This window comes from Magnetospirillum sp. (assembly GCA_027532905.1).
Lineage (GTDB): Bacteria > Pseudomonadota > Alphaproteobacteria > CACIAM-22H2 > CACIAM-22H2 > Tagaea.
Genome location: JAPZUA010000005.1, coordinates 195,333 through 221,103, shown reverse-complemented (window position 1 = coordinate 221,103; position 25,771 = coordinate 195,333). Strand labels below are relative to the sequence as shown.

General features: G+C 65.6%; 24 protein-coding genes. 9 read left to right on the top strand and 15 right to left on the bottom strand.

Features of this window, described 5'->3' with window-relative positions; genetic code table 11:
* The first annotated feature begins 461 nt into the window (after window positions 1–461).
* The gene (locus O9320_17580) at window positions 462–635 is read left to right on the top strand and encodes a hypothetical protein (protein ID MCZ8312659.1); all 174 of its coding nucleotides are present in this window, start codon (window positions 462–464) and stop codon (window positions 633–635) included.
* Between the two features lie 52 nt (window positions 636–687).
* Here O9320_17580 and O9320_17575 read toward each other — a convergent pair whose 3' ends face one another.
* Genes O9320_17575 through O9320_17565 form a run of 3 tightly spaced genes read right to left on the bottom strand, consistent with a single transcriptional unit; the run spans window position 688 to window position 3,126 of the window.
* Window positions 688–1,731 carry a lysine-2,3-aminomutase-like protein gene (locus O9320_17575; protein ID MCZ8312658.1) on the bottom strand — a complete coding sequence of 348 codons (1,044 nt, stop codon included), beginning with the start codon at window positions 1,729–1,731 and terminating at the stop codon, window positions 688–690.
* A complete protein-coding gene (epmA, locus tag O9320_17570) occupies window positions 1,731–2,825 on the bottom strand; it encodes an EF-P lysine aminoacylase EpmA (GenBank protein MCZ8312657.1) in 1,095 nt (364 codons plus the stop codon). The genes O9320_17575 and epmA overlap by 1 nt, the downstream gene beginning before the upstream one ends.
* A complete protein-coding gene (locus tag O9320_17565) occupies window positions 2,818–3,126 on the bottom strand; it encodes a hypothetical protein (protein ID MCZ8312656.1) in 309 nt (102 codons plus the stop codon). The genes epmA and O9320_17565 overlap by 8 nt, the downstream gene beginning before the upstream one ends.
* A gap of 209 nt (window positions 3,127–3,335) precedes the next feature.
* On the opposite strand from O9320_17565, the gene O9320_17560 reads away from it, so the two are divergent.
* Entirely contained in the window at window positions 3,336–4,175 is an 840-nt protein-coding gene (locus tag O9320_17560) for a response regulator (protein ID MCZ8312655.1), read from the top strand.
* A gap of 7 nt (window positions 4,176–4,182) precedes the next feature.
* On the opposite strand, the gene O9320_17555 is transcribed toward O9320_17560, so the two are convergent.
* Genes O9320_17555 through tkt form a run of 4 tightly spaced genes read right to left on the bottom strand, consistent with a single transcriptional unit; the run spans window position 4,183 to window position 8,505 of the window.
* Entirely contained in the window at window positions 4,183–4,734 is a 552-nt protein-coding gene (locus tag O9320_17555) for a cytochrome b (GenBank protein ID MCZ8312654.1), read from the bottom strand.
* 42 nt (window positions 4,735–4,776) lie between these two features.
* The gene (gene gap, locus O9320_17550; GenBank protein ID MCZ8312653.1) at window positions 4,777–5,784 is read right to left on the bottom strand and encodes a type I glyceraldehyde-3-phosphate dehydrogenase; all 1,008 of its coding nucleotides are present in this window, start codon (window positions 5,782–5,784) and stop codon (window positions 4,777–4,779) included.
* A 14-nt stretch (window positions 5,785–5,798) separates the two neighbouring features.
* Window positions 5,799–6,464, bottom strand: coding sequence for an HAD-IA family hydrolase (locus tag O9320_17545; GenBank protein ID MCZ8312652.1), 666 nt, complete (start codon window positions 6,462–6,464; stop codon window positions 5,799–5,801).
* A gap of 1 nt (window position 6,465) precedes the next feature.
* On the bottom strand, window positions 6,466–8,505 hold the full coding sequence (gene tkt, locus O9320_17540) for a transketolase (GenBank protein MCZ8312651.1): 2,040 nt from the start codon (window positions 8,503–8,505) through the stop codon (window positions 6,466–6,468).
* Window positions 8,506–8,707: 202 nt separating this feature from the next.
* Between tkt and O9320_17535 the strand changes: the two genes are divergently transcribed.
* The 6 genes from O9320_17535 (at window position 8,708) to O9320_17510 (ending at window position 13,623) form a co-directional block, all read left to right on the top strand.
* On the top strand, window positions 8,708–8,953 hold the full coding sequence (locus tag O9320_17535; protein MCZ8312650.1) for a hypothetical protein: 246 nt from the start codon (window positions 8,708–8,710) through the stop codon (window positions 8,951–8,953).
* Window positions 8,954–8,966: 13 nt separating this feature from the next.
* Window positions 8,967–9,833, top strand: a complete 867-nt coding sequence (locus O9320_17530) for a cell division protein ZapA (GenBank protein MCZ8312649.1) — start codon at window positions 8,967–8,969, stop codon at window positions 9,831–9,833.
* Between the two features lie 235 nt (window positions 9,834–10,068).
* Window positions 10,069–10,629, top strand: a complete 561-nt coding sequence (locus tag O9320_17525) for a PAS domain-containing protein (protein ID MCZ8312648.1) — start codon at window positions 10,069–10,071, stop codon at window positions 10,627–10,629.
* Window positions 10,630–10,644: 15 nt separating this feature from the next.
* Window positions 10,645–11,664 (top strand): flagellar motor switch protein FliG, encoded by a 1,020-nt coding sequence (gene fliG / locus O9320_17520; GenBank protein ID MCZ8312647.1) that lies wholly within the window; start codon window positions 10,645–10,647, stop codon window positions 11,662–11,664.
* 94 nt (window positions 11,665–11,758) lie between these two features.
* On the top strand, window positions 11,759–12,961 hold the full coding sequence (locus tag O9320_17515) for a pentapeptide repeat-containing protein (GenBank protein MCZ8312646.1): 1,203 nt from the start codon (window positions 11,759–11,761) through the stop codon (window positions 12,959–12,961).
* Between the two features lie 125 nt (window positions 12,962–13,086).
* Entirely contained in the window at window positions 13,087–13,623 is a 537-nt protein-coding gene (locus O9320_17510) for a helix-turn-helix domain-containing protein (protein MCZ8312645.1), read from the top strand.
* 174 nt (window positions 13,624–13,797) lie between these two features.
* Here O9320_17510 and O9320_17505 read toward each other — a convergent pair whose 3' ends face one another.
* Window positions 13,798–14,181, bottom strand: a complete 384-nt coding sequence (locus O9320_17505; GenBank protein MCZ8312644.1) for a DUF1127 domain-containing protein — start codon at window positions 14,179–14,181, stop codon at window positions 13,798–13,800.
* 215 nt (window positions 14,182–14,396) lie between these two features.
* Here O9320_17505 and O9320_17500 point away from each other — a divergent pair, with 215 nt between their 5' ends.
* The gene (locus tag O9320_17500; protein ID MCZ8312643.1) at window positions 14,397–16,469 is read left to right on the top strand and encodes an aminopeptidase P family protein; all 2,073 of its coding nucleotides are present in this window, start codon (window positions 14,397–14,399) and stop codon (window positions 16,467–16,469) included.
* Here the strand turns inward: O9320_17500 and O9320_17495 are convergent.
* The 7 genes from O9320_17495 to ftsA form a co-directional block, all read right to left on the bottom strand.
* The gene (locus O9320_17495; protein MCZ8312642.1) at window positions 16,466–16,750 is read right to left on the bottom strand and encodes a hypothetical protein; all 285 of its coding nucleotides are present in this window, start codon (window positions 16,748–16,750) and stop codon (window positions 16,466–16,468) included. The genes O9320_17500 and O9320_17495 overlap by 4 nt on opposite strands.
* A 12-nt stretch (window positions 16,751–16,762) precedes the next feature.
* Entirely contained in the window at window positions 16,763–18,880 is a 2,118-nt protein-coding gene (gene ligA, locus O9320_17490; GenBank protein ID MCZ8312641.1) for an NAD-dependent DNA ligase LigA, read from the bottom strand.
* Entirely contained in the window at window positions 18,880–20,568 is a 1,689-nt protein-coding gene (gene recN, locus O9320_17485; GenBank protein ID MCZ8312640.1) for a DNA repair protein RecN, read from the bottom strand. The genes ligA and recN overlap by 1 nt, the downstream gene beginning before the upstream one ends.
* A 141-nt stretch (window positions 20,569–20,709) precedes the next feature.
* A complete protein-coding gene (locus tag O9320_17480; GenBank protein ID MCZ8312639.1) occupies window positions 20,710–21,540 on the bottom strand; it encodes an outer membrane protein assembly factor BamD in 831 nt (276 codons plus the stop codon).
* An 84-nt stretch (window positions 21,541–21,624) separates the two neighbouring features.
* Window positions 21,625–22,572 carry a UDP-3-O-acyl-N-acetylglucosamine deacetylase gene (lpxC, locus tag O9320_17475; protein MCZ8312638.1) on the bottom strand — a complete coding sequence of 316 codons (948 nt, stop codon included), beginning with the start codon at window positions 22,570–22,572 and terminating at the stop codon, window positions 21,625–21,627.
* 183 nt (window positions 22,573–22,755) lie between these two features.
* Window positions 22,756–24,450 (bottom strand): cell division protein FtsZ, encoded by a 1,695-nt coding sequence (gene ftsZ / locus O9320_17470; GenBank protein MCZ8312637.1) that lies wholly within the window; start codon window positions 24,448–24,450, stop codon window positions 22,756–22,758.
* Window positions 24,451–24,508: 58 nt separating this feature from the next.
* Window positions 24,509–25,762 (bottom strand): cell division protein FtsA, encoded by a 1,254-nt coding sequence (gene ftsA / locus O9320_17465; GenBank protein ID MCZ8312636.1) that lies wholly within the window; start codon window positions 25,760–25,762, stop codon window positions 24,509–24,511.
* Between the last annotated feature and the right edge of the window lie 9 nt (window positions 25,763–25,771).

Here is a 25,771-nt window from a genome sequence, read left to right as displayed (position 1 = left end):
TCATGCTGCGGGCACGCGCGCGAGGAAACCGCCGATCGCGCTTTTTTGCGCGATGGCCCGATCCAGGAAAAGGGCACTCGTGCGGGCAATGACTGTCATGGTTCGACCTCATCGCCGGTGGTGTTTCGCGACAGTGCCGGACAATCATGAATTCAGGATTAATATTTTGAACAAAATTCTATTTAAGAAAGTATTTTTCTGGCTTCTTGGTTTTCAGGAGTGCGCGCGCGCCACGTCAGAGGCCGCAAAATTTGCGGAGCTTGAAGTGGCGCCGTAAGTCACCCAGATAACCACTCGGAAGATGTGGAAACTTAAAAACCCAATAACCAAAAAAACAGAAAAAATCGAAACCAGTACCTAAAGCCATGAACTTACATGGTTTTTTCTATTGCCTTAGCGAATTGCAATAATCTAGAATCCTTCATATCTAAACTTAAGGCAGATAATCTCATGTTGAAACAATGAAAAAATCCGAAAAAAAGGTTGGGTTGAACTTCTCCGTCACGCCGGAGGTTCGGCGGCGCTACAAGCTCTTGTGTGCCCAGCATGATATGTCGCTGGTGCAAGCACTGGAGCGCGCCCTCGTGCTACTGGAGGCGGACTTGGCCGCCACGCAGAACGTCAAGCAGCCGTGACGCTGCGGGCCGCTGGGCATAGCGGCCGACCCGGTATTGCATCAAAAGAAGTCTATTCGCCGGGATAGGCGTGCGCGCGCCCCGACGGGTCCGCGACCGTGCCGTCGGGACCCAAATAGTTCGGTCCCACCGGCACTTTGCCCGCCCCGCCGGGGATATCGAGCACATAGACCGGCTGTGCGAGGCCCGACAGGTTTGCACGCAGGTGCCGCATCAGGCTTTGGCCCGTCGCAAGATCGGTGCGCAGATGGGCGGTTCCCGGCGCCTTGTCGGCATGGTGCAGATAATAGGGCTTGATCCGGTGTTTCGTCATCGTGCGGAACAGGGCTTCGAGCGCTTCTGGCGTGTCGTTGACACCCTTCAGCAGCACGGTCTGGCCGATCAGCGGAATGCCGGCATCGGCAAGTTTGGCGCAAGCGGCGATCGCGGCGGGCGAAAACTCGTTGGCGTGGTTGGCGTGCACGGCAAGCCACACGGCTTTGGGCTGTTTGAGGGCGGCCACTAACGCGTCGGTCACGCGTGCGGGGTCGGCGACCGGAATGCGGCTATGGATGCGCAGCCAATCGACATGCGCGATCGCCGCGAGTTCGGAAAGCAATTCGCCCAAGCGCCGCGGGCTCAGTACAAGCGGATCGCCGCCCGTCAGGATCACTTCGCGGATAGCCGGTGTTGCCCGGATATAGTCGAGCGCCGCCTTGGTTTCGGCCGCATCGAGCGCCGCCCCGCCGGGCCCCACCATCTCGCGCCGGAAGCAGAAGCGGCAATAGACGGCGCATGCGTGCGTGGGCTTCAAGAGGGCGCGGTCTTTGTAGCGATGCACGATGCCCTTGACGGGGCTGTGCGTCTCGTCGCCGATCGGGTCGGCGTTTTCGTCCGTTCCCGTTTCGCCTTCGCGCGCGTCTGGCACATATTGGCGCGCCACCGGATCGGCCGGATCGGCGCGGTCGATCGTGTCGCGCACATCCGGGGTGATCGCGATCGCGTAGCGGGCCGCCACTTCGGCCAAAGCGGGATCTGCGGCCGCATCGGCAGCGATCAGGCCATCGCGCGCGAGGTCGGCAAGGCTGCGCAAGGTGCGGGGCTGGTTGCCGTCCATCAGGTGGGTCCCGGTTCGCCGAATCCGGCCCGCGCCACCGGCGCCCAGATCACGTCTTCGATCTGCGTTGCCCCTGTCGCCAGCATCACGAGCCGGTCGAAGCCGAGCGCAATGCCCGCCGACTCCGGCAGCCCATGTTCGAGGGCGGCCATGAAATCCTCGTCGATCGGATAGCGCTCGCGATAGAGCTTGGCTTTGAGCGCCTGGTCGGCCTCGAAGCGGCGGCGCTGTTCGCCCGCGTGCGTGAGTTCGCCGAACGCGTTGGCAAGCTCGAGCCCGCACACGTAAAGCTCGAAGCGGTCGGCCACGCGCGCATCGCCGGGTTTGGCGCGCGCAAGGGCCGCCATCGCGATCGGATAGTCGGTCAAGAAAGTCGGCCGCTCGCGGCCGAGCTTGGGCTCGATATATTCGAAAAACAGGCGGAAGAAAAAATCGTCCCAGCGGTCGCCCTCATGCGGCACTTGGGCGAGCGGGCGTGCGGCCGCCGCCAAACGGTCGAGGGCGCGAAGTGCGTCGTCGGGATCGCTTGGGTCCGGGCTCGCGGCCAGAATATCGAGCCCGCAATGGCGCGCGAACGCTTCGGCGACCGACAGGCGTTCGAACGGCGCGCTCGGATCGGCCCATCCATTGCCCCATACGAAGCGCGCGACCCCGGCGGCGGCGGCCGTGGCGCGCAGCAGGTTCTCGCAATCGGCCATCAGCGCACGCGTGTCGCTCGCGGCCCGGTACCATTCGAGCATCGCGAATTCGGGATGGTGGGTGGCCGAGCGTTCGGAATTGCGGAAGCAGCGCGCCATCTGCCACAGGCGCGGCACGCCCGCCGCCAGCAGCTTTTTCATCGAAAATTCGGGGCTCGTGTGCAGATAGAGCCGCCGGGTGAGCCGCTCGCCCGGATCGCGCAGTACGGTCTGGAACGCCATCAAATGCGGCTCGAGGCCGGGCGACACCTGCAAGGCGGGCGTTTCGACCTCGTCGAATTTTTCGCTCTCGAAATAGCCGCGCGTGGCGCGCAGCATCGCCTGGCGCACGCGCAGATTGTCGCGCTTCCTGGCAAACCGATCCGGCCGCCACCACGCCGCCGCGGTGTCAGCCATAGAATTGCGTTCCGTGGCGCAAGGCCAGTGCCTGCACCGCCTGGCGATGCGGCCCGTCGTAGGAAATGGCGGGCAGGTCCGCACGCAGGGCTTCGAAGGCCATCGCGGTGTCCTGGCCGCAATCGAGCGCAATGCTCTCGAGGGCGTCGGGAAATTCGAGTTCGAGCAAGGCGGCGATTTCCGCGCACCACGCCACACCGGCGGCGGCGGGGGCGATCAGCACCGCGCGCACGCCGCGTTCTTTGGCGCGCGCGAGATATTCGCGCGCATCGGCAAGACCCTGGATGCGGACCGGTTCCATGGGCTTGAACCTACGCGAGACGGGCCGCTGGCGCAATCCGGCTCGGGCGGTTCTGGCCGACGAGGCGCCGTCGACATGCCTGGAAGCGATGGCGTAACATCGTTCGCGTGGGCTGGGCGCCAGCTTCACGAACAGCAAGGCGGCCAAATCGATTGTTTGCGAGCCGATCGGACCTGCGTCTTCCCGATAACTTCCCTGCGGATCTTGTCGTGCTCGTGGCGGAGGACGATGCCTTCGCGCGCGCACTTCTGGGCAAGATGCTGAGCCAGATCGGCGTGTCCAACGTCCTGTTGGCCGCCGACGGCGACGAAGCGCTGGCGCTGTTCCGGTCGGGCATGGCGCAGATCGATCTGGTGCTGTCGGACCTCCATATGCCCAAGCGCAACGGCTTCGAACTGCTCGAGGCAATCCGGGCCCTGGATGCGGACATTCCCTTCCTGCTCGTGACCGGCGATGCGCGCTCGCGGGCGGTTGTCGCGGCGCGCGAGCGCGAGATCTCGGCCTACATCGTGAAGCCGCTGTCGCCGGCACAGCTGCGCGAAAAGATCGTGGCGGCCTTGCTGCGCCAGCCCGGCTACACCAAACGCGTCTGGCGCCGGACCGAGGAGGGGCTTTCGTTCCAGCGCGACGCATCCGAAAAACTGCGCGCCGCCTTCGATATCTGGCGCCTTGGCTGTGCGGGCGACGCCATTCCGACGATGGACATGCTCGCGCGCTGGGGTGTGGCACGCCAAGCGCCGTTCGACCGCACGTCGTTTGTCGTGGACGTGGTCGAGCCGGGGCCGCGTCTTCGCTATTCCTATATCGGCGCCGACATTCTGGCGAAATTCGCGCGCGATCCGACCGGCGCGCATGTCGACGAACAGTCGGCCTTGCACCGGCATTACGCGATGCCGGCCTATGCGCGCGTGCTCGCCACGCGCGGACCGCATTTTCGCTTCGTCAAAGGCATCGAGGGCTTCTTTTTGATCCGCTATTGCCGCCTGCTGCTGCCGTTCGGCGACGACGGGCGCATCGAGGCCATCCTCGGCTGCGTCGATTTGCTCTAGCGTCGGCTCAGGCGGCTTTTCGGCGACCCGGCAGCATGCGGCTGAGCGTGGCGTCGCCGAGCAGATAGTGGTGCATCAAGGCCGCCGCCGCATGGAGGGCCGCCACGAGCAGGATCGCGTTGGCGAGCAGCTCGTGCACCTCGCCCACATTGCGCGCAAAGGCGCGGTCGCGCGCCCAGGGCGAGGGGATTTCGAAAAACCCGAACAGCGAGACCGCTTCGCCGCGCGCAAACGACAGCACGATGCCGGCCACGGGTACCGCGAGCAGCAGCGCACAGAGCAGCATATGGCCCGCTTTTGCCGCACGCGCGAGCCACGGGTCCAGCGCGCTTGGGATCGGATCGGGCGGCGGGCTCGCCCAGCGCCAAGCAAGGCGGGCGGCCAGCAACGTCAGCACGCCGAGCCCCGACCACACATGAGCGAGCTTGAGGCCGCCTTCCATCGGTTTCGGGAACCAATCGAGCGTCTGGCCCAGGAGCCAGCCGCCGAGGATCAGAAGCGCCGACAGCCAGTGCAGGGCCTTGGCGACCGCACCGTAGGAGTCTCGGGTATTGTGCATGGAGGCACGGTATCAGAAAACCGCGCCTCCTGCACGCACACCTCAGCCGAGCTTGGCCATCGCGATGGCGGTATCGGACATGCGGTTCGAAAAGCCCCATTCGTTGTCGTACCAGGCCAGCACGCGCACGAAATTGCCTTCGAGCACCTGCGTCTGGGTGAGGTCGAAGGTCGAGCTTGCCGGGTTGTGGTTGAAGTCGCTCGAGACGAGCTCTTCGGTCGTGGTTTCGAGAATGCCCTTGAGGCGGTTCGCACTCGCGGCGATCACGGCGTTGTTGATCTCGTCGACCGTCACGTTGCGCTTGGTCACGAACTTGAAGTCGATCAGCGACACGTTGGGCGTGGGCACGCGGATCGACGTGCCGTCGAGCTTGCCCTTGAGTTCGGGCAGCACCAGGCCCACGGCCTTGGCGGCGCCGGTCGAAGTCGGGATCATCGAGAGGGCGGCCGCGCGCGCGCGGCGCAGATCCTTGTGCAGCGTGTCGACCGTGCTCTGGTCGCCCGTGTAGGCGTGGATCGTGGTCATGAAGCCTTTTTCGATGCCGAAGGCTTCGTTGAGCACGAAGGCGACGGGGGCGAGGCAGTTCGTGGTGCAGCTCGCGTTCGACACGATCGTGTGGCCGGCCGCGAGCTTGTCGTGGTTCACGCCGTAGACGACCGTGAGATCCACGCCGTCGGCGGGGGCCGAGATCAGCACTTTGCGCGCACCCGCTTCGATGTGCTTGGCGGCCTGTTCGCGCTTGGTGAAGATGCCCGTGCATTCCATCACGATGTCGACGCCGAGTTCCTTCCACGGCAGCTTGGCAGGGTCCCGCTCGGCCGTGACCTTGATGCGCCCCTGGCCCACATCCATCCAATCGTCGCCGGTCGAGATCGCGTGCGGATAGAGGCCGTGCACGGAATCGTGCTTGAGCAGATGGGCGTTGGACTTCACCGGCCCGAGATCGTTGATGCCGACGACCTGCAAATCCTTGCGGCCCGATTCCGCGATCGCGCGCAGCACGAGGCGGCCGATGCGACCGAAACCGTTGATTGCGATTTTGACAGCCATGTCGATTGTCTCCTTCAGTGTAAAGCGGGGGCGGAGCCGAAGCTCGTGGCAAGCAGCGTCGAAAGCTGCGGGTCGGCAAAATCGGCGACGGCGATGCGGGCGCCGACGCCGCGCAAAGTGGCGGCGTCGAGCCCGGTCGTGAGCCCGACCGTTTCGACGCCGGCGGCAACCGCCGCGGCAATTCCGGCGCGCGAATCTTCGAAGGCGAGCGCTTGCGATGCGGCCACGCCGAGCCGTTCGAGCGCCGTCGTATAGGGCAGCGGATCGGGCTTGCCGCGCGCCAACTCGTCGGCGATGACGATCGTGTCGAAGCGTGCATCGAGCCTGAGCGCTTTCAGCATCAGCTCGGTATTGGGGCGCATCGCGTTGGTCACCACGGCGGTGCGCAAGCCGAGCTTTGCCGCCCAGGCGAGCAAAGGTCCGAGCCCCGCGGTGGGCGTCAGTTCGTCGACGCGCGCGCGGAACAGCCGTTCCTTGCGCTGCGACATCTCTTCGGCGTCTTCGTCCGGCAGCAGCCACGCCATCGTCGCGGCGTTGGCGGCCCCCATGATGCGCTGCTTGTAGGTCTCGAGCGTGATCGACTTGCCGAACGGAGCGAGCAATTCGCCGTAGGCGGCGAAATGCAGCGCGTCCGTATCGGTCAGCGTGCCGTCGAGATCGAAAAGCAGCGTATCGCGCATGCTAGATCGACTTCTTGGCGGCCGCCGCGATCGCTTCGGCGGTGATGCCGAAATGTCTGTAGAGATCGGGGGCGGGTGCCGAAGCACCAAAGCCCGTCATGCCCACGAACGCACCCTTGCCGTCGATGTATTTGTCCCAGCCCGCCGAGAGGCCCGCTTCGCACACGATGCGCGGCGTGCGTGCCGGTCCCAGCACGTCCTTGCGGTACTTGGCCGTCTGGCGGTCGAAAGCTTCGAGGCACGGCATCGACACGACGGCGGCTTGGATCCCTTCGGCCGCAAGGAGCTTGCGTGCTTCCATGGCGATGGCCACTTCCGAGCCGGTCGCGATCAAGGTTGCCTGACGTGTGCCGCCTTCGGCTTCGGCCAATACATAGCCGCCCTTGGCCGTCTGGTTTTCGGCCGTGTAGACCGTGCGCAAGGTCGGCAGATTCTGGCGCGTGAGGCACAGCACGCTCGGGCCGTCGTCGCGCGCGATCGCGATCTGCCAGGCTTCCAGCGTTTCGACCGCGTCGGCCGGGCGCAGGGTCCACAGATTGGGGATCACGCGCATGGCGGCGAGATGTTCGACCGGCTGGTGCGTGGGGCCGTCTTCGCCAAGGCCGATCGAATCGTGCGTCATCACATAGATGGCGCGCTGGCCCATCAGCGCCGACAGGCGGATCGACGGGCGGCAATAGTCGGTGAACACGAAGAACGTGCCGCCATAGGGGATGAGCCCGCGATGCAAGGCGATGCCGTTCATCGCGGCAGCCATCGCGTGTTCGCGCACCCCGTAATGGATGTAGCCGCCGGCGAAATTGGCGGCCGTCACGGCCGCTTGAGCCTTGGCTTTGGTGTTGTTGGAGCCCGTCAAATCGGCCGAGCCGCCGACGAGTTCGGGCACGATCCCGGTCAAGAGATCGAGCGCGTTCTGCGAGGCCACGCGCGTGGCGATGTTGGGCTTGTCGGCCGAAAGCTTTTCCTTGAACGCGGCACACGCCTCGAGCCAGCCCTTGGGCAATTTGCCGTCCATCGTGCGGCGGAACTCGGCCTTCTTCTCCGGCTCGAGCTTGGCGACGCGACGTTCCCAGGCGGCGCGCTTGGGCGCACCCGCTTCGCCCGCAGCACGCCATTCGGCCAGAATGTCGGCCGGGATTTCGAACGGCGCATGCGACCAGCCGAGGCGCGCGCGGGCCCCTGCGATTTCGCCCGCACCCAAAGGTGCGCCATGGCTGCCGGCGGTGCCTGCTTTGGTGGGTGCGCCGTAGCCGATCGTGGTTTTGCAAGCAATCATCGTCGGGCGGTCGCTGGTCTTCGCGGCCGCGATGGCCGCATCGATGGCGGCCGGATCGTGGCCGTCGATCGCAACCGCGTTCCAGCCCGAGGCTTTGAAGCGCGCGACCTGATCGTCGGACACGGTCAAATCCGTCGGCCCGTCGATCGAGATCGAATTGTCGTCGAACAGCACGATGAGTTTCGCCAAGCGCAGATGGCCCGCGAGCGAGATCGCTTCGTGGCTGATCCCTTCCATGAGGCAGCCGTCGCCGGCGATCACGTAGGTGTAGTGGTCGACCGCCGCATCGCCGAAGCGGGCGGCAAGCAGCCGTTCGGCGAGCGCCATGCCGACCGCGTTGGCAAGCCCCTGGCCGAGTGGCCCGGTCGTGGTCTCAATACCTTCGGCATGGCCGTATTCGGGGTGGCCTGCGGTGCGCGCACCGAGCTGGCGGAAATTCTTGATTTCGTCGAGCGTCATGTCGGCATAGCCGGTCAGATGCAGGAGCGCATAGAGCAGCATCGAGCCGTGCCCGGCCGACAGCACGAAGCGGTCGCGGTCGGGCCACGACGGCGACGTCGGATCGAATTTAAGATGCTTGGTCCACAACACGGTCGCCACATCCGCCATGCCCATCGGCATGCCCGGATGGCCCGACTTGGCTTTTTCGACCGCATCCATCGCAAGCGCGCGGATCGCATGTGCGAGGCGCTGATGCGCTTGGCTCTGCTTGTCGCTGAGCGGGAGCGGGGCGGCGGTGGGCTTCGTGTCGGGAGCTGCACTCATCGGGGGCGGTTTCTTCCCTTGAAGGCCCCGTCTGGCGGGGCCAGCGAGAGGGGCGGGGCGAGGCGAAAGCGCGCGGAAGATGACGCCCACGCCCCAGCCCGTCAACCCCGCACATAATCGGGCTTTGGCGCGACTCGAAAGATGCGCTTAAGCTCTCGCCGATTCGCCGTTAACCCCAATTGCCGGAAAGATTTTCCAGCCCATGTCGACGCCGCCCATCGAACGCCTGACCGCCGCCGTGCAACGCCTTGAAAGCGCTCTGGAAGCGCGCGTGCAGTCCGAATCGGGCCTGCGCGGCGAGCTTGCGGCCGCCGCCAAGCGGGCGGCCGCCGCCGAAGCGGCCCTCGCCAAGCTGCAGGCCGAGTACGACGCCCTCGCAGGCCTCGCCGACCAAGTCGAAGCGCGCCTCGACAAGGCGATCGACCGCCTCAAGGCCGCAACGGTTTGAAGGAGCTGACGCGATGAGCCAGATCGTCGTACGCGTCAACGGGCGCGACTATCCGATCGTCTGCGACGACGGGCGCGAAGAGCGCATCCAGGGCATCGGCAGCTATGTCGACGAGAAGGTGCGCGAGGTTGTGGCGCAAGTCGGCCAAGCGGGCGATGCGCGACTGATGCTGCTCGCCGCCCTCAATTTGGGCGACGAACTCGCCGCCGCCTACGACACGCTCGAAGATCTGCGCGGCCAGCCGCCGCGCACGATCGTCGATCCGGCCCTTGTTGCTGCGGCCGAAGCCGCGCGCGAAGACGCTGCCATCGCCAAAGCGCAAGCGGCTGCCGCCGAGAATTCGGCGCAAGCCGCCTATGCGCAATCCAAAGCCGCCGACGAGGCGCGCGCGCGCGCCGAAGCCGCCACGCAAAGCTGGATCGCCAAGGCCGAAGACATGGCCAAGCGGCTCGGCGAGGCCGAAGCGCGTGCGGCCACGGCCGAAGCGCAAGCCGCCGCCGCAATCGCCCGCGCGGCCGACCTCGAAGCCGAACTCGCCGACACGGGTGCCCGCGCCGACGATGCCGACAGCCGTGCGATCGACGCCCAAGCGCGCGCAGGCACCGCCGAAGGCGATTTGGTGCAAACGCGCAAGCGCATTGCCGAACTCGAAACGGCGCTGGCTGCAGCGAACACTGCCGCCAAAGCGACCGACACGCGCCTTGCCGCTGCCGAAGCGCAGATCGCCGAGGCGCAAGCGCGCTTCGAAGCGGCGGCCGCACACGCCGTCGCCAAGGAGCAAGCGCTTGCCTCGGCCGAAGCCGAACAAGCCGCATTCGATCCGCTGCTCGCGCGAATCGAAAGTCTCGTGCGCACGGCCGAGGACAGTGCCGCTGCCTGATTCGGTGCGGCCGCCGGCAAGGCCGGCAGCTTGTCGCAAAATGCGTACAAATTCGCCGCAATCGCGCCAGTATTCGTAAAACAAATTCGATTTTGCGAAGCGAATTCGCGCGCCGCCACAGTGGCGCGTGATTCGTATTGAGCGTCGCCGATGTTGATTGGCGGACGGCGTTCGGTCGCCCAAGTTGCGTGAGTTCCCGTCGCGCGACGGGTGCTCTCGCGCAAGGTCTTCCCAAATGCTCAGTCTGTCGCCGAAACCGCGTATCGTTGCCGCTGCTTTGCGGCCTGCCCTCGTGCGTTGGCATGCCGACGAAGCCGTGTGCGGCAAGATTGAAAATTTCGGCGCGCATTGGCGTGCGCTCGCGGCCGCGAAAGGCGGGGTGCCGACGCGCCGCGATTTCGACCCCGCCGCCATTCCGGCCCTGCTACCCAACCTGCTGCTGATCGAAGCGCGCGGCGATACCGGCCGCAATCGCGTGCGGCTTGCGGGTACGTGCGTTGCCGCCGCAATGGGGTCCGACATCACCGGCTACGATCTGCAGAATCTGCCGCGCGAAGACGGCGCGCGGGCCCTCGCCGCCGGGGTCGAGCTGTGCCTGGCCCAGCAGCGCCCCATCCCGGGCGAGTTCACGCTTGCCGCCGAGTCCCAAAGCGCCATCGCCGGCTTCCGCTTTTTGGCAGCGCCCTTGGCCGCGACGCGCGCTTCGCCGGGGGTGGCGCTGGTGCTGGTTCTTTTTGTCGCGTTCAACGGCAGCGAAGTCGCCCCGCAATGGCTCGGCATGCCGACGGTCCTCTGAGGCAAGGGACCCGCCATGCGCGTCAAAGACGACTATCGCAGTCTGACCGGCGCCGAGAAGGCCGCGATCATCCTCTTGTCGCTTGGCGAAGAGTCGGCCGGCAAACTGTTCGCGCTGATGACCGACGACGAGATCAAAGAGATCTCGCAGACCATGTCGACGCTCGGCAGCATCAATGCGGCGATCATCGAGCGCCTGATCATCGAATTCGCCGACCAGATGTCGGCGAGCGGTTCGGTCATGGGCAGTTTCGACTCGACCGAGCGGCTCCTGTCCAAGGTGCTCGACAAGAACCGCGCTGCCGAAATCCTCGACGAGGTGCGCGGGCCCGCCGGGCGCACGATGTGGGACAAGCTCGGCAACGTCAACGAAGTGCTGCTCGCGAACTTCCTCAAGAACGAATATCCGCAGACAGTGGCCGTCATCCTCAACAAGATCCGGCCCGATCATTCGGCGCGCGTGCTGAGCTCGCTGCCCGACAGTTTCGCGATGGAAGTCATCATGCGCATGCTGCGCATGGAAAGCGTGCCCAAAGAAGTTCTCGACGACGTCGAGCGCGTGCTGCGCAACGAGTTCATGTCGAACCTTGCAAAGACGAGCCGCAAAGACACGCACGAGCTGATGGCCGAGATTTTCAACGGCCTCGGGCGCGACACCGAAGCGCGTTTCATGTCCGCACTCGAAGAGCGCAACCGCGACTCATCCGAACGCATCAAGTCGCTGATGTTCAAGTTTGAGGATCTCGCCAAGCTCGATCCGGGCGGCGTGCAGACGCTGCTGCGCGCGGTCGACAAAAACAGGCTCGCGCCCGCCCTCAAAGGGGCGCCGGAAGTACTGCGCGATCTCGTGTTCTCGAACATGTCCGAACGTGCCGGCAAAATGCTGCGCGAGGAGATGGAAGCGCTCGGCCCCTTGCGCAGCAAGGACGTCTACGAAGCGCAGGCCGCCATCATCGCGACGGCAAAGGATCTCGCCGCGCGCGAGGAAATCGTTCTGTCCAACAAGACCGACGACGACAACGACCTGATCTACTGACGCGACTTTCGAAACACAGAAGCGCAAGCGCCCGGGGGCTTCCAGCCCTTTGCCTTGCGCGCTTTCGCATCCAGCAAAGAAGAGCAATACGCCGATGACGCCCAGCACCGAGATTTCGCCGCAGCAGAAGAAGTTCGACGCGGCAGCCGCCGTCCACCGCGCCTATTTGATGATCAAACCCGGCGGCAAGCGCATGGACGCGCGCGGCGAACAGTACGGCGCGGTCGTGGCGCGCGGCCGCAATCTCGCCAATGCGGTGCTGTCGGGTGCCAATTTCGCGGGCGCGCAGATGCAGGATTGCGACCTGTCGATGGCCGATCTGTTCGGTGCGGCCTTCAGCTTTGCCGATCTGAGCGGGGCCAAGATGCGCCGCGCCAAAGCGTGCGGTGCACGCTTCGACGGGGCCGTGCTGCGCGACGCCGATCTGCGCGACGTCGATTTCCGGCCGGGCCAGAATATGCAATGGAGCGTCGGTCTCGGCAAAAGCGGCGAGAGCCAGCAGTCGCAGAGCGAGCCGTCGGCTGCCGACGGCACATCGACGGGCCAGCCCGTCGCGGCGACCGGGGCCGCCGTGTTCACGAACGCCGATCTGCGCGGCGCCAATCTCGAAGGGGCGAAGCTCAAGGACGCGATCCTCGACGGCGTCAATCTTGAGGGCGCGGTTTTGGCCGGCTGCGATTTGCGCGGGGCGAGCTTGCGCGGCGTCAAGCTCGACGGCATCGATCTCAGCACCGCCAATCTCACGGGCGCCAATTTCGCGCCGCCGCGCGAAGCGCCCGCGCCGAAGATCGACGTGCGCTCGGTGCTCGAGGCGCACAAACTCTGGACCGTGTCGGGCGGTGCGAAGGGCATGCGCGCCATGCTCGACGACTGCGATTTGAGCGGCATGGATCTGCGCGGGCTCGATCTCAGTGCGGCGTCGCTGAACCGCGCCAATCTCGCACGCGCGAACCTGTCGCAGGGTCTGCTGCGGCTCGCGAGCTTCGTGCAGGCCAATCTGACCGACGCCAATCTCGCGATGGCCGACATGGCGGGAGCGATGCTGATGGGGGCGATCTTGCGCCGCGCCGATTTGACCCAGGCGCGTCTGGTTCCGGTCGAACTCAAGGATCATGCCGGCAAGCCCAATGGCCGGAAGTTTCCGGCCAATCTCAGCAACGCCAATCTCGCCCACGCGATCTTCAACAAAGCCAATCTGACGGGCGCTATCCTGCGCGGCGCCGACATCACGCGCGCGAGCTTCGTCGACGCCGTGACCGACGGCATCGACCTTGCGGGCGTGCGCAAATTCGAGTGATTCGCCAGGCGAATCCCGTCTCCTGAAAAATTCTGCTGCAGTCGGCGGCGGCGTATGTCTCTAATGTTTGCTTTATGTTCATTAAGTGTTAATGTCCTATTTAGGCTTTAAATAGGAGAAAGGAAATGGTCGACTTTCACCCCAACCATCCGTCGGCCGCCTATGCGGCCAAACCGGCGCGCGAAGGGGCGGTGCCTGGGCCGGGGCGCAGCTACGATTGGGCGTTGGTCGTAGCGATGTTGAGTCGCGGCCACAAAGTCAATGAAGTGGCACGCTTTACGGGCATCTCGCGCTCGCAGATCTGGCGCATCTTGCGTCGGTCGAACGTCGCGCGCGGCATGCTGCACGAGGTGCGCGTGCGCCGCGCGGTCGAGACCGCGACCCGGCTCGAATTGGCGCGCAGTGCGGCGGTCGAACTCATCTTGAACGAGGTCAAAGACGGCAATCTGCGCGCGGCCTTGTGGGTCGCCGACCGGCTGAGCGTTACGAGCTGGGGCTATCCGACCCAGAAACTGACGCCGGCCGACATGGCCGAGGTGGCTGCGGCCGAGGCGGCGATCCCGGATCCCGACCGTTCGTACCATCTCGATGCCGACGGCAATTCCGCCCCGCCGCCCAAGGGCGAGGAAACGCCCCTGGAACTTGGGGACATAGATGAATGATTCCAGATATTTGGTACAAAAAATGTCGCGCCTATGTCGCGCCTATGTCGCGTCCATGTCGCGCAGGCGTCGCATGCATGTCGCGTCTATGTCGCGCATCCGTCGCGCGGGACAAACAAAAACGGCAGCCTTGCGGACAAGGCTGCCGTTCGCCGATTTCGACCGTTTGGGCCGTTACGCGGCGTTGCGGTTGCGGTCCTGGTTGGCCGCTTCCTTCACGGTTTCGATCGCATTCTGGCGATAGTCTTGCGAATCGCGCACATAGTGGCCGCTCGCCACCTGGCTGATTTCGCTGCGGCTCAAGCCGATATCGGCCAGGATGCGGTCGTCGAGCGATTCGAGCTCGGCAAAGGTGGCGCGGCGTTCGTTCCAGTTTTTCAGGCGCGCAACCGCAGCCTTGAAGCTGGCGCCGACGGTCACAAGGGCGTCGGCCGTGAAAGCGGCAAAGGCTTGGCTACGCAAACGGCGCGCATCCAGTGCCATATCCACCTGACCGGCCAGGAAACGGTCCTGGACGTTGGAAGAGGCATTCGGGGCCGAAAGCGAGGGGGCGGACATGATCTCAATCTCCATCTTCGTCGCGAACCGGACCCGCCAATCGGGTCCCCAGATCGTTCGTTGACGAACAATCTCTATTTAGGTCCGATCGGCCCAATTGAAACTGGTCAATATTGCGATGCAGCAATGCGCAATTCGCATGGATTCGCCCAGATTTTGCCTAATTTTGCATGGCTTGTTTCAGATTCGTGGCGGATATGCTCGAATTCGATCCCATGGTTCAACCCCCCAAACGCGTTTCGGTGTGCCGCATGAGCTATCAGGGCGATGAAGTTTTGGCGCGTCTTTTGGCGAAGCACACGGCCGCTCTCGACGTTGCCGGCGTACGGCGGCTTGTGGCGGGCGTGCTGGCGGCCCCGCCGGCGTTTGTTCCCGACGCCTGGCATGTTCTGGTTGCAGCCGATGCGTCCGACGCGCTCAAAGCGCAGCTCGAAGCGTTGAAATCCGAACTCGCCGCGACCCGATCCGACGGGCTCGCCGACGGCGCTTGGGTTCCGGCCCGCGTCGCCGATCTGCGCGCCGAACTGAAACGCCAGTCGCTCGACGGTTTCGTGCTTCCGCGCGGCGACGAACATCAAGGCGAATATGTGAGCCCGCGTGCCGAGCGGCTTTTGTGGCTGACGGGCTTTTCGGGCTCGGCCGGCGCGTGCGTGGTGCTGGCGGCGCAGGCGGCAATTTTCGTCGACGGGCGCTACACGCTGCAGGTTCGCGACCAGGTCGACGGAAAATTGTTCGAATATTGCCATCTCGTCGACAATCCGCCCGCCGTGTGGCTTGCCGCCAATGCCGCCGCAGGCATGCGCATCGGCTACGACCCGTGGCTGCATTCGACCGATTCGGCCGAGCGGTTGCGCCAAGCGTGCGCCAAGGCTGGGGCCGTGTTGGTGGCGCTTGCATCAAATCCGGTCGATGCCGTGTGGGCCAACCGGCCGCTCGCACCCTTGGGCCCCGTGGTGCCGCAGGCCGTTGCCTATGCAGGCAAGTCGGCCGCCGAAAAACGCGCCGAGATCGCGTCGCGTCTGGCCGCCGACAAGCTCGCGGCGGCCGTGATTTCGGCCCCCGACAGTCTGGCGTGGCTGCTCAATTTGCGCGGCGGCGATGTGCCGCATACGCCCGTGGCGTTGGGTTTTGCCATCCTGCCCGCCGATGCGGCCCAGCCGCTCGATCTGTTCATCGAACCGATAAAACTCACGCCCGCTGCCAAAGCGGCGCTGGGCAATGGTGTGCGCATTCGTCGGCCCGACGAGTTGGGCGCGGCGCTCGATGCGTTGGGGGCTGCCAAAGCCCGCGTGTTGACCGACCGGCTCACGGCCTCGGCCTGGATCGACCAGAGGCTCGCCGACAGCGGGGCGGTCCTCACCCGCGATGTCTGCCCGTGCGCGTTGCCCAAAGCCTGCAAGAATCCGCAGGAACTCGCCGGCATTCGTGCTGCCCATGTGCGCGACGGGGCCGCCGTCACGCGGTTTCTTGCGTGGCTTGCGGCCGAAGGCGGCAGCGGCAAATACGACGAGATTGCGTTGGCCGACCGATTGCTCGAATTCCGCAAACAAACCGGCTGCCTTCGCGACACGAGTTTTTCGACGATCTCGGGTGCCGGGCCCAACGGCGCCATCGTGCATTATCGCGCCACGCCGGCGACGGCGAAGGTTCTCAGCGCCGGCATGGTCTATCTCGTCGATTCCGGCGGCCAGTACGAAGACGGCACCACCGACATCACGCGCACGATCGCGATCGGTACTCTCGAAGACGGCTTCAAGCGCGAAGTGGCCGACCGCTTCACGCGCGTGCTCAAGGGCCATATTGCGCTCGCCCGCGCGCGCTTTCCGGCGGGCACGTCGGGCTCGCAGCTCGATGTGTTGGCCCGTCGCGCTTTGTGGGACGCGGGCCTCGATTACGACCATGGCACGGGCCACGGCGTGGGCGCGTTCCTCTCGGTGCACGAAGGTCCGCAGCGCATTTCCAAGATGCCGAACAGCGTGGCGCTCCAGCCCGGCATGGTCGTGTCGAACGAGCCCGGCTACTACAAAACCGGGGCCTACGGCATTCGCATCGAAAATCTCGTCGCGGTCGCAGATCTGCCCAAAGCGCCGGCCGCCGAACGCGCGATGCTGGGTTTCGAAACACTCACCCTTGCCCCCATCGACCGCAATCTCGTCGATCGCGATCTGCTCGATGCGGGCGAACTTGCTTGGTTCGACGCCTACCATGCGCGCGTGGCCGCCGAAATCGGCCCCTTGGTCGAAGACGCGACGAAGGCGTGGCTCAAAGCTGCAACCGCCCCGCTCTAGAAATCGCTATGGAAAACCAGCTTCTCGCCCGGCAAAGTCGCGGCAGTCCTTGCAACCTCAAGGCACATTTCGATAAAGCCTTCGGGATGGTCGAAGGAATAGGCGTTGGCAAAATTGAGAAGATCGCGCAGCTCCTTGCGCGTGAATTCGAGCCCGCCTTCGACTGGGCAGCCCAGCCCAAACGCCTCGACGATGTCGGCGAAGGAATAGTCTTCGCCGAGTTCGTCGCCGGCATAGACATGGACGGTCAGAACGCTGCCGTCGGGGGCGGTGGTGGTCACGCTTGGCATGGCTCAGTCGAGCCCGGCGAGTTTGCGCCAGGCCGCTTCGTCGATCACGGCCACGCCGTGTTTTTCGGCCTCGGCAAGTTTGGAGCCGGCCCCCGGACCCGCCACGACGAGATCGGTCTTTTTCGAAACCGAGCCCGCCACTTTGGCGCCGAGGGCAAGTGCGCCCGCTTTGGCTTCGTCGCGGCTCATCGTCGTAAGCGTGCCGGTGAAGACGATCGTCTTGCCCGCCACCGCTTCGTTGGTCGCGGCCGGTTTTTCGAACGGGGCGGCTTTCGTCTCGCTCGCCAGATCGTCGAGGGCGGTTCGATTGTGCGGCTCGGCAAAAAACGCGGCGATGTCGCTTGCGACCGCGTCGCCGATCTGGTCGATCGCGACGAGTTCCTTCCACGCTTCGCCGACCAGTTCGGGTTTGCGTTTCTCGCCCGTGAACGCCGCCAACTCGGCGGCCGCCTTGTCCATCGCTTCGGTCCAATGGGCGAGCGTGCCGTAGTGGCTTGCCAGCAATCGCGCCGTCGCTTCGCCGACCTGGCGAATGCCGAGGCCGAAGATGAAGCGCTCGAGCGGCAATGTGCGGCGCGCATCGATGGCGGCGAGCAGCCGCTGCACGGATTTTTCGCCCCAGCCTTCGCGCTTTTCGAGCACGGGGGCGTGGCTCTTGAGCCGGAACAGATCGGCCGGCTGTTTGAGCCAGCCGAGGGCGAAAAACTCTTCGATGTTTTTCTCGCCGAGCCCTTCGATGTCGAAGGCCCCGCGCGAAACCATATGGCGCAGGCGTTCGACGATTTGGGCATCGCACGAGAGCCCGCCTGTGCACCGCCGAATGGCTTCGCCGGGCGGGCGGATGGCGGCCGAACCGCAGACCGGGCATTTCTCCGGAAAGACGAAGGCGCACGAATTGGGCGTGCGCACGGCCTCCACGATCTGCGGGATCACGTCGCCCGCCCGCTGCACCGTCACGCGGTCGCCTTCGTGGATGTCTTTGCGTTTGATCTCGTCTTCGTTGTGCAAGGTGGCGCGCGCCACCAGCACGCCGCCGACATTGACGGGCTCGAGGATCGCCACCGGCGTAAGGGCGCCCGTGCGGCCGACCTGGATGTCGATCTTGGTCAAGGTCGTCTCGGCGCGTTCGGCCGGGAATTTGTGGGCGATCGCCCAGCGCGGGCTTCGTGACACGAAGCCCAGACGGCGCTGCAGATCGAACCGATCGACTTTGTAGACGACGCCGTCGATGTCGTAGGGCAAGGACGCGCGATCGCGCCCGATCTCGGCGTAGTAGGCCAGCAGCGCTTCTTCGTCAGCACACGGCCGCGCACGTTCGTTGACGGTGAAGCCCCAGTGGCGCAGCCGCTCGAGCAGATTGGTCTGGCTGTCGATGGCAGGCCCGTCATAGGCGCCCAGCGTATAGGCGAAGAAGCGCAAAGGCCGGGTCTTGGTGACACTCGCGTCGAGCTGGCGCAAGGAGCCTGCCGCGGCATTGCGCGGATTGGCGAAGGTCTTTTCCTCGGCCGCCGCCTGGCGCGCATTCATCGCCAGGAAATCGGCCTTGGTCATGTAGATCTCGCCGCGCACCTCGATGCGCGCCGGCGCGTTGCCCGAAAGCTTAACCGGGATCTCGCCGATCGTGCGGACATTGGCCGACACGTCTTCGCCTTCTTCGCCGTCGCCGCGCGTGGCGGCGCGCACGAATTTTCCGTCCTCGTAGAGCAGCGATATCGACAGCCCGTCGATCTTGGGCTCGGCCGAGAAAGCGATAGCGTCGTCTGTGCCGAAATCGAGAAAGCGGCGCAGACGCTGGCCGAATTCGCGCACGTCTTCGGCCGCAAAGGCGTTGTCGAGCGAGAGCATCGGCACGTCGTGGCGGATCTTGGCAAAGCCTGCGGCAGCCGGTGCGCCCACCTTGTCGGACGGCGAGTTGCCGCGTTTGAGATCGGCAAAGCGGGCTTCGATGGCGGCGTTGCGCCGCTTGAGCAGGTCGTATTCGGAATCCTCGACCAGCGGCGCATCTTTGGCGTGGTAGGCGAGATCGAGCCGGGCCAGCTGCTTGGCAAGTCGGCCCAGTTCGGTCTTGGCTTGCGCGCGCGTGAGGTCCTCGACCAAGATTTTCGAGGTATCGGCCGCCATCAGCCCGTCCCGGCCAGGAGTGCGTCGGCCGCCGCACGTGCGGCGTCGGTGACGCTCGCCCCCGACAGCATGCGCGCAATCTCCTCGCGGCGCTGCGCGGGATCGAGCACGCCGACGCTCGTGGCGGCGGATTTGGCCGTCGCGGTCTTGGCGACCTTCAAATGCGTATCGGCGCGTGCGGCGACTTGCGGGCTGTGCGTGACGACGAGCACTTGGGCTTCGCCCGCAAGCCGCGCCAAGCGCTCGCCGACGGCGGCGGCCACGGCCCCGCCAATACCGGCATCGACCTCGTCGAACACCAAGGCGGGGACAAGCCCGCGCTTGGCGTCGGCCTTGGCGAGCACGACTTTGAGGGCGAGCATGAAGCGCGCCATTTCCCCGCCTGAGGCGATTTTGGCGAGCGGGCCCGGCTCGCTGCCGGGGTTGGTCGCCACTTCGAAGGCGATCGCATCGAGCCCGCTTGGGCCCCATTCGCTTTCAGGGCGTGGGCTAAGGCGCGTGCGGAAGCGCGCCTTCTCAAGCTTCAACGGCGGCAATTCTTTGGCCAACGCCTTGTCGAGTTTGCCTGCCGCCGTGTTGCGCGCTGCCGACAACGCCTTGGCGGCGGCAAGATACGCGGCCTTTGCGGCCGCTTCGGCCTGGGCTTGTTTCTTGAGGCCTGCCTCGCCGTCGTCGAGGGCCCCAAGCTTGCCCGCTATCTCGGCTTGGAGGTCGGCCAGTGCATCCACACTGGTGCGATGCTTGCGCGCAAGGGCGCGCAGCGCAAAGAGCCGTTCTTCGGTCTTGTCGAGATCGGCCCCGCCTTCGGACAGCGCATCGCCCGCCGCTTCGATCTCGGCGGCGGCATCCATGGTTTCGCTGGCTGCCCGGTCGAGGGCAGCGATCGCCTTGTCGAAACGTTCGCCCGCATGGGCGGCGACGCGCTCGAGCGAACGTTGGGCCGCGCGCAAAGCGCTTTCCACGCCGCGCTGGCCTTCAAGCTCGCTGCGCGCTTCGGCCAAGGCTTCGGCGAGCTTCTCGCGCGCCTGCAGGATGGCGCGGGATTCGGCGAGCGTTTTTTCTTCGCCCGGCTGCGGGGCCAGCGTTTCGAACTCGGCCAATGCATGGCGCAGATAGTCTTCTTCGAGCCGCGCTTTCGCGATTGCCGCTTGCGTGTCGGCAAGGGCTTGGCGGGCGGCCGCCCATCCGGCGTAGCGTGCGGCGACGGCTGCGGCATCGCGGCCGAGGCCTGCCCAAGCATCAAGCAGGCCGGCATGTGTGGCCGGGTCGAACAGGCCGTGCGTATCGAACTGGCCGTGGATTTCGACGAGCATGCCGCCCAACTGGCGCAGCAGCCCGACCGAGCAGGCCTGGTCGTTGGCAAAAGCGCGGCTGCGCCCGTCGGCCGACAGCACACGCCGCAGGATCAACGGCGCACCGTCTTCGGGCAAAGCGAGGCCTTGTTCGGCCAACAGCGCCAAGGCCGGATGGCCCGCATCGACCTCGAAGCTCGCAGATACGGAAGCGCTCGCTGCCCCTTTGCGCACGCCGCCGGCATCTGCCCGGCCGCCCAGCGCCAAGCCCAACGCATCGAGCAGGATCGATTTGCCGGCCCCCGTTTCGCCCGTCAGTGCCGAGAGGCCGGCGGCAAAACCGAGATCGAGCCGGTCGATCAGCACGAAATCGCGAATGGACAGATGGGCAAGCATGGCCATCGATGTAGCCGACACCGGCCGCAGAGGGAAGCGGCGCACATCGGCGCTCGGGATCGCTTCGGCAATGGCCGGTTCGATCATGGTTTGTTCGGATATGACTCGTTGGGCGCGCGGCATCGAAAGGCCCCGTTGCGGCTAAAACAGGTTGACCGGATTGAGCGCGTTCAGCGTGCGATTGACCATGCCCGGTCGCTCGTCCCTGGGCATTTCGCCGGTCCCGACCAGCGCAAACGAATCGCGGTACCATTCGCTGCCGGGATAATTGTGGCCGAGCACGGCCGTCGTGCGCCGCGCCTCGTCGACGAGGCCCAACGACATGTAGCTCTCCACAAGCCGATGCAAAGCCTCGGGCACGTGGCTGGTGGTCTGGAACTTCTCGACCACCGTGCGGAAACGGTTGATCGCAGCAAGGGCCTGGTTGCGGCGCTGGTAGAAGCGCCCGACTTCCATTTCCTTGCCCGCGAGATGGTCGTAGGTGAGGTCGATCTTCACGCGCGCGTCGCGCGCATAGGTGCTTTCGGGAAAGCGGCGCACCACTTCCTGCAGCGACTGCAGCGCGTCTTCGGTCATGCGCGCGTCGCGCGCCACGTCGGTGATCTGTTCGTAGTAGCACAACGCCTTCAGATAATAGGCGTAAGCGACGTCGCGGTTGGACGGGTTGAGCTGGATGAAGCGGTCCAGCGCCACGATCGCGTCGTCGTATTTGTTGTTCTGGTAGTGGGCGTAAGCGCCCTGGAGCTGGGCGCGGGTGGCCCACACCGAATAGGGGTGCTGGCGCTCGACCTCGTCGAACTGCCTGGCCGCGCGCACATAGTTGCCAGAGGCCATGGCGTTTACGGCCGCGTTGTACAGTTCCTCGACCGGCTTTTCGACATAGACCTCTTCTTTTTCGCCGCACGCGGCCAGCGCCACGCCGACGAGGGCGACGGCAAGAAAAGAACGAATCGGGCGACGGCGAAGCGGCATGTCCATCCCGCTTATATAGCGCATCCGGGGCAGATTTTTAAGTCCCGCTTTGGCGGGGCAGGATGGGGCGGGGCTTAGCCAGCGTCACTCGGACGCTTGGACCGCCAGGCGCACGCCGCTGGCGCGGCGGTAGGTTTCGGCCGTCACGTCGCGCCATTGCCAGGCCTGCGGATTGCCGAGCAGCGCATGGAGGGCCGCGTTGTTGTGGCGGTGGCCGGTGCGCGTGGCGCGCACATGGCCAAGCAGCGGGCCGCCGGCGAGATAGAGGTCGCCCACCAGGTCGAGCATCTTGTGGCGCACGAACTCGTCTTCGAAGCGAAGCCCGTCTTCGTTGAGAATGCGGCCGTCGGAGATTACGACGGCATTGTCGAGCGAGCCGCCGCGCGCAAGCCCCATGGCGCGCAGCTGGGCCACTTCATGCTCGAAGCCGAAGGTGCGGGCGCGCGCAATTTCCTGACGGAAGGCGGCCGGATCGAGCGTTACGTTCAGGCGCTGGCGGCCGATCGCGTCGCTTTGGAAGTCGATCTCGAATTCGGCCGAGAAACCCTTGCCAGGCAGCAGCTCGAGGCGCGCGTCGCCGTCTTGAATCGTCAAGGGGGCGAGGATTTCGATGGCGCGGCGCGTGGCGGCTTGCTCGATGGTGCCCGCACATTCGAACAGAAACAGGAACGGGGCCGACGAGCCGTCCATAACCGGAATTTCGTCGGCGTCGATTTCCACGATCAAATTGTCGATTTCCGCACCGTAAAGTGCGGCCATCAGATGCTCGACCGTGCCGATGCGGGTACCCGCTTCGTTGATCAGCATCGAGCACAGGCGCGTGTCGCGCACATTGCGGTAGTCGGCCTTCAGGATGCCGGCCGGACCCGCAATGTCGCGGCGGCGGAAAACGATGCCGTGATTGGGTGGGGCGGGCAGCAGCTGCATCGTGACTTTGCGCCCGGAATGCAAGCCCGTCCCGGTGCACGAGATCGGCCCCTTCAAAGTCCGTTGCGCGATCGGGCGCGGCTTGGTCGAACGATTGCCCAGCACTTGCTACTCCTGTCCGGTGCGGAGACCTACCACATGCACAACGCTGCTGTGCGGTCCTTCTTCCCGGCGACTCGAGGGGCCCAAAAACGTTTGAGGCCCCGAAGGTTGGTACAAGACCAACCGCGGGGCCTCAAGTCACCTTTTGTTGCGACTTGTTGCAAGTCGCTTTTGCACGTCAGGCACTTAGTTGGCTTGGCGGCGCAGGAAGGCCGGGATTTCGAGCAGGTCGTCTTCGGTCTTGCTCTGGATCCGGTCAGCAGGGTCAAGCCCGCCAAGGCGCGGCTGGCTTGTGGCCGGGGCCGCCGGAGCCGTCGCGGGAGCCGGGGCCGCAGCTGCGGCCGGTTGCGTCGGTAGGGTCATGGCGCCGATCGGGGCGGCCAGCGTGGGCTGGCTACGCACCGGTTCGGCGGCGGCCGGGGCCGCCTCGCTGCGGGCCTGGCCCGTGCGGGTCATGCGCTCGAACAGCGAGACCTTGCGCGGGGCAGGCTTGGCGGCCGGGGCGGCCGTCTTGGCGGCGTTGACCAACTCGGCCTCGGCAAACGGGTTGGCCGGGCTTGCCGCCGCTTGCGCCACTTCAACCGGCTTGGGCGGGATATACGCCTCGACCGGCTGCGGGGCGACCGGCTGGGCCGCGACCGGGGCCGGTTCGACCGCGAGCGGCAAGGCCGGGGCGGCAAGCGGGGCCGCTTCGAACACCGGGATCGGGGCCGCCTCGAGCTTGAGGGCGGTGGCCGTCTGCTGGATCGGTGCCGATTGGGCGACCGTGGCCGGGACCATATTCGGCATGGCCGGGATGGACGTGGCGGCCGCGACGGCGGCAGGGGCCGTCGTCGTCATCGGTGCCGGGACGGTCGGGCGGGCGGCCGGGCGCGCGAAGCTCACCACAGTCGTCTGCGGCTTGGGCTGGACGGCGGCAGCGGCATCGATGCCCGTCGCCACGACCGACACCCGCATGCGGCCGTTGAGCGTCTCGTCGAAGGTCGAACCGAAGATGATGTTGGCTTCCGGATCGACCTCGTCGCGGATGCGGTTGGCCGCTTCGTCGACCTCGAACAGCGTCATGTCCATGCCGCCGGTGATGTTGATGAGCACGCCCTTCGCACCCTTCATCGACACGTCGTCGAGCAGCGGGTTCGAGATCGCCTTCTGGGCGGCGTCGATCGCACGGCTGTCGCCTTCGGCTTCGCCCGTACCCATCATCGCCTTGCCCATCTCGCCCATGACCGAGCGGATGTCGGCGAAGTCGAGATTGATGAGGCCCGGCATCACCATGAGGTCGGTCACACCGCGCACACCCGAATAGAGCACGTCGTCGGCCATCTTGAAGGCGTCGGCGAAGGTCGTGCGTTCGTTGGCGACCCGGAACAGATTCTGGTTCGGGATGATGATGAGCGTATCGACCGTCTGCTGCAGTTCTTCAATGCCCGCTTCCGCAAGCTTCATGCGGTGCGTGCCTTCGAAGTGGAAGGGCTTGGTGACCACGCCCACGGTGAGAATACCGTGCTCGCGGCAAGCGCGTGCGATGACCGGGGCGGCACCCGTACCCGTACCGCCGCCCATGCCGGCGGCGACGAACACCATGTGCGAGCCCTGGATGTGCTCCAGAAGATCGCCCATCGATTCTTCGGCCGCCACGCGGCCTACGTCGGGGCGCGAGCCCGCACCCAGACCTTGCGTGACGCCCACGCCGAGCTGCAGCTTGCGCTCCGCGATCGACTGGCCGAGTGCTTGCGCGTCGGTGTTGGCGACGACGAACTCGACGCCTTCGAGGCGCGCGCGGATCATGTTGTTGACGGCATTGCCGCCTGCACCGCCCACACCGACGACGGTGATGCGCGGCTTAAGTTCGCCCGGGATTGTTCCAAGAGTGATGGCCATGGTCGTTACCTCCGTTGGGTAAGGGTGCGATTGCTGGGTTGGCGTTTGGCTGTGGGCATCAGAGATTCTCCCGCAGCCACATTCCGAAGCGCCCAAACAGGCCCACTCCCGGTGTTGGAGCGGCGTCAGGACGCAGCGATTCGGTGCCCTTGGCAAGGGCGAAAGCGACGAGGCCCGCGCATGCGGCGAAGGCGGGGCCCCCTGTCTGGTCGGCAAGTCCTTGCAGGCGGACGGGCTTGCCCATGCGCACCTGCTTGTCGAGAACCATGGCGGCAAGTTCGCGTGCACCTTGCAGCTGCGAAGCGCCGCCCGTGAGCACAACGCGCCGTCCCGCCACGCGGTCGAAGCCCGAGGCTTCGAGGCGCTGGCGCACCATCTCGAAGGTTTCTTCGAGGCGCGGGGCGACGATGCCGGTCAGGATCGATTTGGGCACATGGTTGGCTTGCGCTTGGTCTTCTTCGCCGACCAGCGGCACGTCGATGATTTCGCGCTCGTCGGCGGGCGAGGGGATGCAGCTGCCGTGCAGCGTCTTCATGCGCTCGGCATGCGCAAGCGGAGTCGAAAGACCGCGCGCGATGTCGTTGGTCACGTGCGCCCCGCCGACCGCGATCGTGTCGGCGAACACGCAATGCCCGTCGAAGAACACGGCAAGCGACGTGGTGCCCCCACCCATGTCGACGATGCAGCTGCCGAGATCCATCTCGTCTTCGACGAGGCAGGCGAGGCCTGCCGCATAGGCGGGAACGACCGCGTCTTCGACTTCGAGATGGCAGCGGGCGACGACGTTTTCGAGATTGCGCACGGAAGCGGCCGAGGCCGTGACCATGTGCATCTTCACGCCGAGCCGCTCGCCGCACATGCCGCGCGGATCGCGAATGCCGCGGCTGCCGTCGATCGTGAAGCCGACGGGGATTTGGTGGATGAGGCGCCGTTCGGGGGCGAGCTGCGTCTGGCGCGCTTGCTCGAGCACTTTGCGCAGATCGTGGTCGCCGATCTCGTGGCCGGCGATCGCGACTTCGACGGGGACGGTGCGCGATTGCGGCTGGCCGCCGATGAGATTGACGACGACGCTCTTGAGCGTTTCGCCCGCCATTTGCTCGGCTGCCGACACGGCCGACAGGATCGAATGTTCGGCCTCGTCGAGATCGACGATGGCGCCGCTTTTGACGCCGTGGCTGATCTGGTGGCCGATACCCACGACGCGCGCATTGCCGTCGGCATCGGCCTTGGCGACGAAGCACGAAACTTTGGTCGAGCCCAGATCGAGCACGGCAACCAGACCGCTGCGCGACTTGCGTTTGCTTTTGGCCAACGGGGAGGC